10 protein-coding genes are annotated in these 15,659 nt (G+C 36.8%); 5 read left to right on the top strand and 5 right to left on the bottom strand.

The features are described 5' to 3' along the window. Positions 1-181 precede the first annotated feature (181 nt). The 3 genes from CFK40_RS14700 to CFK40_RS14690 all read left to right on the top strand — a co-directional run bounded on the left by CFK40_RS14700 (position 182) and on the right by CFK40_RS14690 (position 4,048). Positions 182-697, top strand: coding sequence for a GrpB family protein (locus tag CFK40_RS14700; protein ID WP_089533096.1), 516 nt, complete (start codon positions 182-184; stop codon positions 695-697). Positions 698-967: 270 nt separating this feature from the next. Beyond that, positions 968-2,599 carry an acetolactate synthase large subunit gene (locus tag CFK40_RS14695; RefSeq protein WP_089533095.1) on the top strand — a complete coding sequence of 544 codons (1,632 nt, stop codon included), beginning with the start codon at positions 968-970 and terminating at the stop codon, positions 2,597-2,599. A 15-nt stretch (positions 2,600-2,614) separates the two neighbouring features. Next, on the top strand, positions 2,615-4,048 hold the full coding sequence (locus CFK40_RS14690; protein WP_089533093.1) for an aldehyde dehydrogenase family protein: 1,434 nt from the start codon (positions 2,615-2,617) through the stop codon (positions 4,046-4,048). A 397-nt stretch (positions 4,049-4,445) separates the two neighbouring features. On the opposite strand, the gene argH is transcribed toward CFK40_RS14690, so the two are convergent. The 3 genes from argH to CFK40_RS14675 all read right to left on the bottom strand — a co-directional run bounded on the left by argH (position 4,446) and on the right by CFK40_RS14675 (position 8,870). Then, positions 4,446-5,765 (bottom strand): argininosuccinate lyase, encoded by a 1,320-nt coding sequence (gene argH, locus CFK40_RS14685; RefSeq protein WP_089533092.1) that lies wholly within the window; start codon positions 5,763-5,765, stop codon positions 4,446-4,448. 35 nt (positions 5,766-5,800) lie between these two features. Then, positions 5,801-7,336 carry a Na+/H+ antiporter NhaC family protein gene (locus CFK40_RS14680; protein WP_089533090.1) on the bottom strand — a complete coding sequence of 512 codons (1,536 nt, stop codon included), beginning with the start codon at positions 7,334-7,336 and terminating at the stop codon, positions 5,801-5,803. Positions 7,337-7,553: 217 nt separating this feature from the next. Continuing rightward, positions 7,554-8,870 carry a hypothetical protein gene (locus tag CFK40_RS14675; RefSeq protein ID WP_089533088.1) on the bottom strand — a complete coding sequence of 439 codons (1,317 nt, stop codon included), beginning with the start codon at positions 8,868-8,870 and terminating at the stop codon, positions 7,554-7,556. Positions 8,871-9,542: 672 nt separating this feature from the next. On the opposite strand from CFK40_RS14675, the gene CFK40_RS14670 reads away from it, so the two are divergent. After that, complete coding sequence (locus tag CFK40_RS14670) at positions 9,543-10,925, top strand: TolB family protein (protein ID WP_152640137.1); 1,383 nt, start codon at positions 9,543-9,545, stop codon at positions 10,923-10,925. A gap of 128 nt (positions 10,926-11,053) precedes the next feature. Here CFK40_RS14670 and CFK40_RS14665 read toward each other — a convergent pair whose 3' ends face one another. Beyond that, positions 11,054-12,214 carry a site-2 protease family protein gene (locus tag CFK40_RS14665; protein ID WP_089533085.1) on the bottom strand — a complete coding sequence of 387 codons (1,161 nt, stop codon included), beginning with the start codon at positions 12,212-12,214 and terminating at the stop codon, positions 11,054-11,056. Positions 12,215-12,711: 497 nt separating this feature from the next. After that, positions 12,712-13,695 carry a GMP reductase gene (gene guaC, locus CFK40_RS14660; protein ID WP_089533084.1) on the bottom strand — a complete coding sequence of 328 codons (984 nt, stop codon included), beginning with the start codon at positions 13,693-13,695 and terminating at the stop codon, positions 12,712-12,714. Positions 13,696-14,150: 455 nt separating this feature from the next. Here guaC and nhaC point away from each other — a divergent pair, with 455 nt between their 5' ends. Continuing rightward, the gene (gene nhaC, locus CFK40_RS14655; RefSeq protein WP_089533082.1) at positions 14,151-15,560 is read left to right on the top strand and encodes a Na+/H+ antiporter NhaC; all 1,410 of its coding nucleotides are present in this window, start codon (positions 14,151-14,153) and stop codon (positions 15,558-15,560) included. The last annotated feature ends 99 nt before the right edge of the window (positions 15,561-15,659 follow it).

Below are 15,659 nucleotides of genomic sequence, written 5' to 3'. Positions count from 1 at the left end.
TCACATTTATTTATATTAGTCTTTTACAAGAGGTTAAAGATAAATCAAATTGACCATCAAGTACTTTCCACTAGTCAGGTAACGCTACTAGTTGATTTTTAAAATTTTATAGTAAAGGTAACTAAATCCAAGGGATACGTTATTAAATTAATCTGCCCTTAATTCGTAAGGAGATATTTATGTGAAGATTCGGCTTACTGAATATGACAAAAACTGGATTCAAATGTACGAGGATGAGACTAACTCGTTAAGAAACATATTTGAAGATGAAATAGTTAGATTTGAACATTTTGGGAGTACCTCTGTTCCAGGCTTGAAGGCAAAGCCTGTTATTGACATGATGTGCCTTGTTCTAGACCTCCAGAAAATTGATACATTCAACGAACAAATGGGCTCACTTGGGTACGATGTTGCTGGCGAATGGGGGATATCAGGCAGACGATTATTTCGTAAGGGTGGAGAAAGCAGAACTCATCACATTCATGTTTATCAAGTCGATAATCCTCAAATCGAACGGCATTTGGTGTTCCGAGATTACCTGAGAACTCATCCAGAAGAGGTTGAGCGTTATGGGCGGCTGAAAGAAGAATTAACTCAACGTTATGAAGATACAAGTTTCTACAGCAAGGCTAAAAAGCCATTCGTACAGGAAATGGAACAACGGGCATTGAGTTGGTATGAAAAACATAAAACGTAAGAATCGAATTAACGAAACGTTTGCTTAGGCATAAGACTGTTTATATTTGCGATTTTGCAATTGTACCTGTATTACATATAAGTTATCTCACTAAAAATCGAGCGCATTCTAATTAAAGAATGCGCTCGATTTTTCAGTTGCTTGAAAGGGGACAAAGAGACGAGGTTCCTGTCCCTTTGTCCCCCATTTAAGATATCTATAAAAAAAGTAAATAAAATTAGCACTTTATACTAAAAATACATAGTACTTACTATGTGAAGGATGTTGTATATGAAAGTAGCTGAATTACTCGTCAAGTGTCTGGAAAATGAAGGTGTTGAATATATCTTCGGTGTTCCAGGTGAAGAAAATATTGATGTCTTGGACGCACTCAATGGTTCGAGTATTAATTTTATCGTAACAAGACATGAAACAAGTGCGGCCTTTATGGCTGGGACGTATGGAAGATTAACAGGAAAACCGGGTGTGTGTCTGGCGACGCTTGGGCCTGGTGCAACGAATTTGTTAACTGGTGTCGCAAATGCAAATATGGACCTGAGTCCGATTGTGGCAATCACTGGACAGGCGGGACTTGAGCGTCATCACAAAATATCGCATCAGTATTATGACCTTGTTGATCTTTATCAACCGGTAACAAAATGGAATGCTCAGGTTAAGAAGGCTGAGATTGTTCCTGAGGTCGTTCGAAAAGCTTTTCATGTTGCAACGCATGATAAACCTGGTGCCACGCACATTGATCTTCCTGAGGACGTTGCAGGAATGGAAGTAGAAGGATCGCCGCTTCCCGTTGTAGAGCATACGATGAACGAGGCTGATGACCCTGTTATTGATCAAGCTGTAAAATTAATCGATCAAGCCGAACGACCACTAATTTTAGCTGGTAATGGGATTACGAGAGATCTTGCTACGGAACATTTGCGTTCTTTAGTCCAAGAGATATCTATTCCTGTTGTTCATACATTCATGGGTAAAGGGGCAATTCCTTGGACAGATGAACGCAGCATGCTCACGGCTGGTATGGGCGGAAAAGATTATATTACGTGTGGGTTTAATGACGCTGACCTAATCATTGCGATTGGCTTTGATATCGCAGAATACCCACCAAGAAATTGGAATCCGGAAGCCAAGACTCCTATTGTACACATTGATACACAGGAAGCAGAAACCGATTCTCATTATCCAGTAGCATTAAATGTAATTGGAGACATCAAAGAGAATATAAAGAAATTAAAGCAGTCCATACCAAAAAAAGAAAGAAATCTCGATTGGATTCAATCTGTTCGCAAACAAGCACTAGATGAACTGGAAGCGTTTAAGGACGACACGAGTTTCCCTGTTAAACCACAAAAGATTGTTTCTGATTTACGCTCCGTTCTGGACGAAGAAAGTATTGTTTTGTCTGATGTCGGTGCACACAAAATGTGGGTCGGCAGAATGTTTCATTGTTATCAACCAAATACGTGCTTGATCTCGAATGGACTGGCATCGATGGGTGTTGCTGTTCCTGGTGCAATTGCAGCCAAAATGGTACACCCAGACAGAAATGTTGTTGCAGTATGTGGCGATGGATCGTTCCAGATGACAAGTGCCGAACTAGAGACGGCAATGCGTCTAAATCTGCCAATTGTTATTTTATTGTGGAGAGATGAAGGATATGGACTGATTGAATGGCATCAATTAAAGGCATTTAAGCGATCGAGTCATATTAAATTTGGAAATCCTGATTTTATACAACTGGCAAAATCGTATGGATTTGAAGCTATGAAAGTTGAAAGAACAGAGGAATTAAAATCGACAATAGAACGGGCCGTAAAGTTGAATAAACCTGTACTAATCGATTGTCCTGTTGATTACAGCGAGAATATGAAGTTAACGGAAAAGCTTGATAATATCGAATGCTAAAAGGAGGTACAAAAAATGCAGATTGGATCGATTATAGATGGAAAAGAGCGAAAAGAAGAAACCCGGGAATCCATGATGGTTATGAATCCATATAATCAAGAGAAAGTTGCAGAGCTAAAACTAGCCACAAAAAAAGATCTTGATGATGCTGTAGATTCCTGTTTTAACCTTTTTCACTCTACCATGAAAGTCATGCCTGCACACGAGCGCGCGGCTATTTTACAAAAAACAGCTGATTTATTGGAAGAAAAAAAGGAAGACTTCGCGTTAACGATATGTAAAGAAGCTGGAAAACCAATAACAGGTAGCCGTGGAGAAGTGGAACGATCTGTACAAGTTCTTCGTTTTGCAGCTGAACTCGCAAAGAATATTACTGGTGAAGTAATCCCAATGGATGCTGCAATTGGAGGCGAAAATCGACTTGGGTTAATAAAACGAATTCCACTAGGTATCGTTGGAGCGATTACACCATTCAACTTTCCTTTAAACTTATCGTTGCATAAACTAGCACCAGCTATAGCAGCTGGCAATACAGTGGTGTTTAAACCAGCTGAAAAAACTCCCGTAACAGCGTATAAGCTCGTCCAATTATTTCAAGAAGCAGGATTGCCCGATGGTATTATCAACCTACTTATTGGAACCGGTAAAGATGTTGGAGAGCCGCTTGTCACGCATGAAAAAGTTCATAAGATCAGTTTTACAGGAAGTCTGAAGGTAGGGAAGAGCATTGCTGAAACAGCCGGTTTTAAGAAGGTAACACTTGAACTTGGGTCAAACTCGCCAAACATTTTGTTTAATGATGCAGACATCGATTATGCAGCTAAATCATTAGTAAAGGGTGCATTCGCATTTTCAGGACAAGTCTGTATCTCAGCTCAACGCGTTTATGTACAGAAGGATATTTATGATACATTCCTTGAGACGTATATCAACCAAACGAAAGCGTTAAAAATCGGCGATCCATTAGACGAAAAGACTAATATCGGACCAATGATCAATGAGGAAGCTGCCAAACGGGCGAAGCAATGGATTGATGATGCGGTAGAAAAAGGCGCAAAGATTGAAACAGGTGGTGAACAAAATGGCACTGTATTATCGCCTACGATCATGACAAATGTTGATGAAAACATGAAAGTAATTGCAGAAGAAGTGTTTGCACCTATCGTATCAGTCATCCCATTTGAAACGGAAGAAGAGGTAGTCGGCTATTCAAACGATTCCATTTATGGTCTTCAAGCTGGGGTCTTTACAAAAAATATTGACCGAGCTTTGCGCGTTGCAGATAAGCTGGAAATGGGCGGTGTCTGGATTAACGAAATATCCACATACAGGCAGGATAACCATCCATACGGCGGTGTCAAGCAGAGCGGTGTAGGAAAAGAAGGCGTAAAATACGCGATAGAAGATATGACAGAAATGAAATTTATTGGGGTAAAGTTGGAGAAGTAGCAGTGTTGTCGAAGAAATTAATGTTGATGAAGTTCACTTAGTAACTATAGCTGTGTTATAAACTGGACTCGAAAAAGGGTTAACCACTTCATTAGGTCAACAAATCGAATTAAATGGTCATAAAATCACCTACACCGAGAGACTTTTTGATGGCGGTCCAATTTACATTGGCTATTTTCTGGGGAATTATTCAAAAATAATATCCAGCCTACAATAAATGGTCGGCGCACTGCTTTTGGAATGGGAAGAAAAGATGGAGAAATCCAATTAAATTATGTGGAAAAAACACCCGTAGAAGTTGTATATAATATAAACGGCTTCTTCGGGTGTTTTTTTGCTATTTACATATAGTTGTTTAGAATAAAGGGTATATCCTAAAGTAGTGTAGCTTGAATTATTACTCTATTAATGTTTTTTTAATACCTCTGTTCAAGCTCTTATGATAATCGATATACGCATAAATATCTTCATTGATATCCGAACTGAAAGACTTTAATTCTTCCAGCGATAATTCTTCTATACCTTTTTCATTATCTTCGCAATAAATGACTATTGAACCCACTACGCTATGTGCGTCTCTAAAAGGAACTCCTTTTTTAACAAGATAATCTGCTAATTCTGTCGCATTTAAGAACCCTTTTCTCACTGACTTTTCCATGTTTTCTTTGTTTGCTTTCAAAGTGTCTATGATTTGAGACATAATTTCAAGGCAAGACAAAGTTGTATCTACTGAATCAAAAAAGGGTTCTTTATCTTCTTGCATATCTTTATTATAAGCTAAAGGCAAACCTTTCATAGTCGTTAATAAGGAAAATAAAGAGCCATATACCCGACCAGTTTTTCCTCTTATTAATTCTGCTGCATCTGGATTTCTTTTTTGCGGCATAATACTGCTCCCAGTAGAAAAAGCATCATCTATTTCAACAAAATTAAATTCTTGACTACTCCACAAAATTAGTTCTTCACTCAGTCTGCTGAGATGCATCATTACTATCGAAAAGCATGACATTAATTCCAATAAATAATCCCGATCACTTACTCCATCTAAAAAATTAGTAACAGGTTTCTCAAAACCTAATGCTTTGGCAGTGGTATCTCGATTAATATTGTGAGTTGTACCAGCTAAAGCTCCGCAGCCAAGTGGACTTTCATCCATGAGCGTCTTTGCATTCTCAATTCGAGTTTTATCCCTATCAAGCATTTGAAAATAGGCCATCAGATGATGTTTAAACGTTACAACTTGAGCTCTTTGTAAATGTGTATATCCTGGCATGATAATCACATTCTCATCAGCTTTCATTTTTAAATTGTTTTGAAGTAATTCAATAGCTTCAATCACATCAGCAGATTTTTTTTTCGCATATAGGCGCATATCAACTGCAATTTGATCATTTCTGCTTCTCGCGGTATGAAGTTTTTTTCCTGTTTCACCAATTCTATTAATTAAATTAGTTTCAACAAAACTATGAATATCTTCATAATCCCCATTTACTAATAGCTCTTTATTTTCAATATCAGTTAAAATTGAATTTAATCCTTCGATAATTTTATTACCTTCTGGTTCAGTAAGAATTTTGCTCTTGATGAGCATGTTTACATGCGAAAGACTGCCAGTTATATCTTCGTAGACAAGTCTTTTGTCTATAGCAAGAGAGCTGTTAAAGCTTTCCATTAATTTATTTTCTTCCTTTCGAAAACGACCGCCCCAGAGTTTCATAACTAAAAATCCCCCTTGTATTAATAAATTGTATTCTACGATGAAAACTTATCCACAGACGGAGGTGTTCTTCGATTGTATAGTTTAGAAAGAAGAAGAACGCCAATAACCATTAATGTCACAGCTATAAAAATTGTTGTAGGATAACCAACTAGACTTCCAACAACAAATGCAATGATTGTTAAGACACCATTAAACAATGCAATGGGAAGCTGGGTTTTATTATGATCTTTATGATCAGAGCCTGCCCCAGTGGATGATAAAATTGTTGTATCTGAGATTGGTGAACAATGATCACCAAATATTCCACCTGATATGACAGCACCTATACATGCGTACATAGATATATCAAGGTGGAAAGCTAAAGGAATAGCCAAAGGAAGCATAATGGCAAAGGTTCCCCAAGAAGTACCATTGGCAAATGACATACAGGCACCAACGACAAATATAATAGCTGGTACCAAGAATAGAGGTATATTTCCATCTATTAATTGGACAATATAATTTGCTGTTCCCATCTTATCAAGAGCTGCTCCGAGTGACCATGCAAGTACCAAAATGATTAAAATATCCATCATTCTCCTCATGCCAGAAACATAAATTTCGAAGGATTCTGCTATTCTTTTTACTTTATACACAGTCATTAAAACGATAAGAGATATCCCTGCAAATAAATATGCCGTAGTTAAAGCGACTCTAAAATCGTTCCCATCAATTTTTTTAAATGGAAATCCAAGCGGAATTAACAATCCAATAATTGTTACTAATAATATTAGAATCGGAAGCCAAACCAGTATAGGCTTACTACTTGTTTCCTTTATTTCAGTGATCGCTTCCGATTTACGCATTGGTTTAGAATCAGGCCAATATACTTGTCCAGTTTCCTGTATACGCCTTTCTGCTTTAGCCATCGGTCCAAATTCCAGCTTCGTTATAACGATTAAAGGGACGATGAGTACTGCCAATATTGGATAAATATAATAGGGAATAGCTTGTATAAAAGCATCCCACCCAGATTCAGTTATATTTAAACGCCCGTACTCTGTATTGATGAGTCCTATTATGTAGACCCCCCAACCGATAAAAGGAATCATTACGGAGACTGGGGAAGCCGTTGAATCAATTATCCAAGCTAACTTTTCTCTTGATACCTTAGCTTTGTCAAACAGTGGTTCGAATATAGGTCCAATAATTAAAGGTGTACCAAGCTCAGAGAAAAAAATAGCAATACCACCTATCCATGCAGAAAGCTGAGTCTGTACCCGAGTCCTAATCAAGCTTGTTATCTTAGATGCAAAAGCAGCAGCTCCTCCCGACTTTTCCAAAAGTGCTACGAAACCTCCGATAAATACTAATAGCGCTAAAATACCAGCGTTATAACTGTCAGCGATCTGTACAAAGAAGTAATCGCCAATCACAGTTTTTACTGAGCTTAATGGATTAAAGTGCGACAAAATCAGAATTCCTGAAAATAAGCCTAAAAATAATGAAATAATCACATTCCTGGTCCAAAGTGCCAAAACAATAGCAATGATGGGAGGGGCTAAAGACAATACTCCCAAATGGTCCATACAAACAACTCCTTATTTACTTTTTGGGTATTTAAAGGGTAATTACCTTTTATTTAGTATATACAGATATTTTATCCTTTTCAATCACTTTTTGAAAATTATAAAGAGTAGAGATTCGAAAGGTTGATCAATTATTATAATAAAGCTGCCTCGTATCATCATGATGATACGAGGCAGCTTTATAGGAATTTTGTTATTATAAGGGGCTTTATACTCCTTAAACTGTTTCTGATTCAGTCTGAATCAAGCGATAGATTCTACTTGGTCTTCCGCGAGTAGAGGAAGAATCTTCACCTACGCACTCAGCTAAATCAACCTCACATAAACTGCCTATTATACGTCGTGTATTACGTCCGTCCCAATAAAGGTGGGATGCTAAATCGTTTATCGTAAAATCATTCCATCCCATTCTTTTGATTACAGCGTATATTTTATTATAATTTTTTACACTGATGTTGACTTTTTTTAATTTGTTCAAAAAATCTTTATCATCTATACGATAGGAATACGTTAGCTCTTTTTCTTTGCCTACTGATTCCCTAATTCTACCGTCTTCTTGAACAATGACGATTCCTCGTTCCGCCTTTTCTTTCGATTGTTGGATTGCACGGCCAGCGTTTAATTCTGCCGAATGGACTGTCTTGCCGAACCCAATTCCTACCGCAACCGTCGTATGACATTCAATAGACACTTGGGCGACAGTTTCCGTTAGTTCATTAATCTCACGTTCAATCGTACCACGTGAACTAAAAATGACATATCGGCCGTTCCCTTTTTCTAGTAAAGAGCCATCTAATATTTCGCAGAGTCTAAGAAATGTTTCCTTTAGTTTTATCTCCAAATATTGCAAATGATAAGAGCTTTTGGCCTTCTTTACAATCGTATCAAAGTGCTCAATTTCAATAATTTCGACACCGATTTGTGTGTCCTTAAAGTAAAATGTTCTGACCTTTTCTGCCAGGATCCTTAATGCTTGATTAATTTCCATGTTCGTTAACGATATTCGATAAGCCGGCATTCCAGATTCTTTTAGACCAACATATACAGCCTCAAAACAGGTTAATGCTCCTTCAGTTTTCCCATTTCTCCATAGATCGAGATGGAAATCTATTAATTCTTGTGATTTGGTATCCACATTAAAGTTTTTTACATAAACCTCTTTTGGAACGATATCTAATTGTTGCAATGCCTGTTCCAAGTGAGACGACGTTATTTCATCAATACTTACGCGTTCCAAAAATTTTCCTTGATAATATGCCATATGCAAAAGACATTGGTAAATTCCGGATTCAGAATGATGAATGTAAACTAGGTTTTCTTCTTTTCCTAAAGCATTCTTTGCTATCATATACGGAATATGTCCCGAAAAAACCCATGCATCAACTTGGTGTTCATCGTTCAAAACTATATTCTCTGTTTCTTGGAATTCAGTGTAAGGGTATGATATAAAATTCATAGATTTGTCAAATCTTTTGGCTAACCTTAAAATTTGTTCTACTGATGAATGCGGGCCGATAACACCAATTCTATACATGCTTATACGTCACTTCCTCTTAATTTACAGACCATATTTTTTATGGAGGCGTCAGACTGCGAAGATAATTTTCTACGTTTCTATTAGATATTGAAGAGAAAATTCAAGATCTAAACCGAGTACTATATGGACTTTACTAGATGTTTGAGAAACTTGGCTTAAATTCCATCGGTTTCAAACGGAAAACAGTGTTTATATCTAGAACATTATTTACAATGTTAACACACTACCTTCGTAATGTTGAATAAGTCATTGGTTTAATAAAGGATATTTTTGTCAATCGATATTGGTAGTTACGATTAGTTAAGGTTAGTCATATAGTGGGCAAGCAGAGTGGTATAGGAAAACAAGGATGGTGGCTCCCTATCCAGGAAGCATTATTTTGATGTTTCGGAAGCAACTGATAAGTTAAAAGGTGAGAAATAATGTCTTTTCTTTGGAGATAAACATAGTGATGACTTTTCTTTATAATACTATCTTAGTAGGCGGCAGAATTTCCCAATCATTAGTTTCTTTTAATAATCTTAACACAAATTTTCCATTTGAATAGTTGAAGAAAAGAACAAAAGGATTATACAAAATAAAAGAAGACATGCATTTTTCGACTCTAACAGCGATAGTCTAAAGTATTGGTACTATTTTTAGCGATCAATATGCTGTTATGGAGGGGTTATGATGCAAAGATTTCACAATCCACCTGCTGGCGATTTAGGATTGATAGCATATACATCCAATCGTGGAGGTAGTTATGATATTTGGTTATATGATCTTAGTACAGGGGTGAGCAACCAAATTACATCTGGTCTAGCGGAATCTTTTTCGGTTCCATTTTGGTCGCCGAATAGTAAAAGAGTCGCGTTTGTTGGGAAAAATGGCATTCTGTACGTTGTCGAGTTAGTTGATGGGGTGATTGCTCGTATTGACCAGTTTGTAGATGGTTTAGGTGTTTACTTAGATTGGTCACCAGACAGTAAAAAATTAGCTTATACGAAACAGAATGATATAATTTTGTACAACATTACCACACATCAAGCCAAGCGTGTAAATCAGCCTGGTGCAACAGATGTTCAATGGTTTCCAAGTGGGGGTGAACTGCTTTTTCAAGCGCCTGATTCTTCAGGTGTGAGCCAGCTTTTTTACATTCAAGATGATGGATCAGGCAAACGACAAATCACACAAAACACGGGTGGAGCGTTCAATAATGTCCGTCTTTCTCCTGATGGTTCTTATGTGCTGTATACAACTCCCGGCGTAAGTATTTCGATTATTTATACCATAGAGATTTCAACTGGTAACGTATTTGAAGTAAAGGGTGGCCCCCTTGCGAAAAACTACTTCCCGGTTTGGTCGCCAGATTCAACGAGAATTGCATACAGCACAACTGCTTTTGAAGACGTTGGCTATTTTTCATTAGTTAAAGTAACGGGTAGACAAGGAGAAGACGATCGCATAAGGGCGATTTCAGATTGCTATGCTACCCCTGTTACATGGTCTCCAGATGGTAGAAAAATTGCTTATCTCTCAGGTTGTGATAATCAGGGAATTGCTAGTGAAATGTGGTTATTTGACGTATTGCATCCTGTTCCAGTTCAGTTAACAGAAGGTGATTTCATTACGGCCCTACAATGGTCCCCTAAGCCAATTTGTCTTTCAAAAAACGCCTATATCAATCCAGTCTATAATGTTCAATTTGACTATCCATCACATTGGCAAAAGGTAACGGATCAGAGGTATGAAGGCCCAGATGGCTTCTTCCAAATTTCAGCGATTTCCTCAGAAGAAACGATATTCGAAGTTTGCCAAAATGAGGCATTCCACCAACTATTGCCATACGGATCCGAACCGCGCATTATACACACACAAATCCAAGAACAAGAGGCATGCTTTATTTTTCCGTCAAAAGACCAGCCTCCAGAAATGAGAGGTCAAGCTGCTGTAATTATCCGTTATCCAAATCCAGTTGAAATCGAGGGAGCTACGTATAATTATTTTATCTTATGGGCGGACCAAGGCCACATCAATGAAATAAGTTCGACTCTTACTTTTTTGGTTTAAGAATTCATCCATATAAAGTGGTACTAACTAGAATCTCTAAAGCTTGAATTATACTATCTGAATAAAAAATACGTTTCTACAAAGAGTAGAGACGCATTTTTTTTGGACTTAACATGGAAGGTTAATTATTAAAAATTCGTTAACCGACTTGATTCTAATATATCCATTGCGTAAACAAGAATGATAGCAAGTAATACAGCTAATGATAAATAGAGTACCAGTGATTTGATTTTTGTCTGTAAAGAAGTCCGATAATACGTTTTAATTCGGGTTACTTCATTTTTGATTCTTAAACGTTCAGTTTCATTTTTCCTTTGAACATACTCAATGATTACATCAAATCGTGGAGCTACTTCAGAAGTGTACCTTGTTCTGTCCAAATCGTTCAAAGTATTTATTAGTACTTTCTTCTCTACGTGTGATTTCTTGATTTCCAATCGTTTCTTTTCCTGGAAAAGTGGCATTTTGAACCCCGAATTATTCGAAAGGAAATGACTAACTTTGTCTTTTTGTTTTTTTAGTTTGTTATAAAGGGTTGTGTATTCATTTTCACCATAGAACTCGCAATTTTCTTTAAACTTCTCAAGTTCGTTGTTTACGTATGATAAAACCTTTTCTTCATGTTTCATGGTTGCTAAATTTTTGCTTTCTTTAAATTGCTTCCACCATGTCACTAGACCAAAAATAAAGATTAAGAAAAGAATTGGATCTGGCGAAAGAAAAATAATTGGAATGAGAACTAATAATCCTACTATCCAAATGTTTGGTGATAGAACACTTACAATCCGTCCACCATCGAGAGGAGATACAGGAAAAAGATTAAACAGGTTAATCAATGCTCCTAGTTGGATGACAAGGACCCAGTAAGGATCATCTGTGACCAAGTAAAGAACAATTGCTGGCACGATGGATAATAATCCAGCTAAAGGACCTCCATAGGCTACAAAAAATTCAGTTTTAGCATTTTTAATTTTGTTAGGATCAATTCCTATCGCCGCGCCTAAAAATGGAATGAAGATTGCGGGACTAGTCGGGATTTTCTTCATTTTGGCGGCAACTAGGTGACCCATTTCATGGACGAAGATTAAGTAAACGAGTGCAATGGCAAATTTCCACCCATAAAATACCGCATATGCCCAAAGCGATATAAACATGGAAGCTAGAGTTGCGAACTTTCCAATTTTCAGTACGACTAATAACCATTTTGCTTTGGTTAGTAAAAAGACTCCAATTACAGCAAGCCATCCCCAATAGCTTTTAGTTGTTTTTTGTTCAGAAGTTGTTGCCATTTAACATTCTCCAATCGATTATTTCTTTCACTAATCTTAACACAAAGTGAAACTTCATTCAGTGCGGGTTTTACTACCAGTCAAGCTGCGATAAATTTTCTATTCAGAGTATCTCCGTTTTATTAATTTAAATTGTAAATTAAATAAGAGTTGCTATCTATTAGGAGATAATACGCAATATTCCATCCTTAAATTTATCCTCATCACGAAAACTACCAGATAAGTACAGTAACTAATAGATCACCGCGATGATTTTTTGCTTGCCAGAGTGAAATAAAATGAATGTCAATGCCAGATACTAAAATTGACTTTTGGTAGGATTGCTTAATTCGTTCCCGATCTTGATTAGCAATTGTTTTATCCCATGTTGTATGAAATATAAGTTTTTGGATTTGGTGCCACCTCTTTCCAATTATATTTTACTGTAGCAGGATAAAGTATCGAACATAAAAAAAGATGAGCAAGGATTTGCCTCGCTCACCTACCTGAAATATTTCTTAATATACTTGATCCCCATTAAAAATAGAACTCTTCACTACGACATAATCAACAGTACGGATGGCCTCCAATTTGTTTCCCCCAGCATACGAAATGGAAGATTGGAGATCTTGTTGCATTTCTTTTAATGTATCTTGCAAGGACCCTTTGTGCTCGACATACATTTTCTTGCCTTCTACATTTTTCTTTTCACCTTTTTGAAATTCAGAAGCTGAACCGAAATATTCTTTGTAGAGCTTTCCTTCTTTTTCAAAAGTTTCTCCTGGAGATTCCTCGTGGCCAGCAAATAAAGATCCAATCATGACCATCGATGCGCCAAACCGAACAGATTTAGCAATATCGCCATGCGTGCGAATTCCTCCGTCGGCGATAATTGGTTTAGTTGCTGCCTTTGCACACCAACGTAGCGCAGCTAGTTGCCAGCCACCAGTGCCAAATCCAGTTTTAATTTTCGTAATGCATACCTTCCCAGGTCCAATACCCACCTTAGTTGCATCTGCACCAGCATGTTCTAACTCTCTTACAGCTTCTGGTGTGCCAACATTTCCAGCAATTACAAAGCTTTGAGGTAAGTGTTTCTTTATATGCTGAATCATCTCAATCACCGCATTTGAATGTCCATGTGCGATATCAATCGTAATGAAGTCTGGTAAAAGCTGTTCATCGGCCAATTGGCGTACGAAATTATACTCCTCATCTTTGACTCCGACACTAATAGATGTAACTAAGCCACGCGCGTTCATTTCTTTTACAAAGACAATTCGTTTCTCTGGTTCAAAACGATGCATGACATAGAAATACCCACTTTCTGCTAAGGAAATGGCAATCTTTTCGTCTATAATTGTCTGCATATTTGCAGGTACCACTGGGAGGTTAAATGTATGTCCACCCAAGCTCACGGTTGTATCACACTCAGAACGGCTATTTACAACGCATTTTGCCGGAATTAATTGAATATCTTCGTAATCAAAAACATTTTCCATGCTTAACACTCCTAAAAGCGAATAATATATAATAATTTTATAAAAACGTTCGTCTATTAGTTAATTTACATCATTTTTTTCAACGTGTCAAAGTTTACACATGGTATATACTTTTTTAATAGGATGTAGGCAAAGGAGAATGCATATGGAGTGATATATTTAATAGGCATTCAAAGTAATGTTGCTTGGTGTAAAAATATATGTGATACCTCATAATAGTAATTATTCAAAAGTTCAATAAATAATAGGTGGTGAATTTAGTGATTTTGTAGTAGACTGGGTTAAATTAATTTTTCGAAATAAAGAAAAATATTTAGGGGGTATAACTATGAAATTACTCAAAGTACTGTAGTGATAAGAGCGAACCGTTAGGGAGTTGTTTTTGCGGTGGAATTTCTGAAGATTCAACATAGACTTAGCTTTCAACTTTGATACTAATATGAGGGGGTCTGTAAATGAATACAAAGCTATCAACATTTAAGGCTTTATTCTTATTAATTATTTCCTTTACACTTATCTTAGTTGGAGTTCTTTATCTAGGCGCTCCTTCTACTATTGTTCTCATTTCAACTGGTACTGTAGTCATAGCATTAGCTGTAATATGGGGGATTAAATGGCAAAAAATTGAAGAGGATTTAATAGATAACTTGAAAACTATGTTTAAACCAATTTTAATTTTACTTGCAGTTGGGATGTTAATAGGTTCTTGGATGTTATCTGGGACTATTCCATTAATTGTATACTATGGATTGCTAAGTATAAATCCTATATACTTCTTATTTATCACGGCAATAATTTGCTCCTTAATGTCAATTATGGCAGGAACATCATGGGGAACCATTGGAACAGTCGGAGTTGCTTTAATAGGTGTTTCCGTCGGCTTTGGTATTCCAGTTTACTACACCGCGGGCGCAATTGTAGTTGGTGCAATTTTTGGAGATAAATTATCCCCCCTATCAGACACGACTGTAATGAGTTCTGCAATGGCAAATGTTGAGCTTGTTGATCATATAAAGCATTTATTATGGACAACCATACCAGGTTATATTATTTCACTTGTACTTTATCTAGTCCTAGGCTTCCAATTTGGAGGTAATACTGGAAATAGTGGAGATGTAGAGCTAATATTATCAACTCTAAAAGAGAACTTTAATTTAAATCCGATATTGATAATTCCACCAATTATTGTTTTAGTGCTAATTTATTTTAAGAAGCCGACCCTGCCAGTGTTTGCTATAGGTATTTTAAGTGGTTGTCTATTAGCAATTTTCTTCCAAGGAAAAGATATTCTTGAAGTCGCTAATGTACTAAATAGTGGATTTCAAGATACTACTAGTGTCCCCCTTGTTGATGAAATGTTACAAAGGGGTGGTCTATCCAGCATGTTGGATACCGTTGCACTACTAATCGGAGCTGCAATTTTCGGTTCCCCCTTGCAAACTGCTGGAGTTATAAAAACGATGTTAGATAAATTTATCCGATTATCAAAAAGTGCAAAAACAATGATGGCTTCAAGTTTAACCTTACACGCATTATTTTTTACAATAACAGGAAGCTATTATGTAACCTACGCTGTGTTAGGACCAGCCATAACTCCATTGTATAGTAAATATGGATTGCATAATAAAAACTGGTCAAGAACGATGGAGGATACAGGAACAGCATTAGCTCCAATTATCCCATGGGGTGTAACAGGTGCATTTATAGCAGACACTTTACAAGTCTCAACTGGAGAATATATATTATATGCTCCGATGACTTATCTTGGCATGATCTTCGCACTGATATATATATTTAGTGGATTTGGTATCGCTAAAACACAAACAGATTCATTACATAATGTAGATGTAAGAAAGTCCGTTTAGTTAGTCAAGAAACATCGGGTGAAAAATTCATACATAATACCAGAATTGCCCACCTCCTCTGACCAGAAAAATACATTGATAATGCAACTAATGATAAAT

Source organism: Virgibacillus necropolis, assembly GCF_002224365.1.
GTDB classification, from domain to species: Bacteria; Bacillota; Bacilli; order Bacillales; family Amphibacillaceae; genus Virgibacillus_F; species Virgibacillus_F necropolis.
Note: the sequence above shows the minus strand (reverse complement) of the source record. Positions and strands in the feature narration are given on the sequence as shown.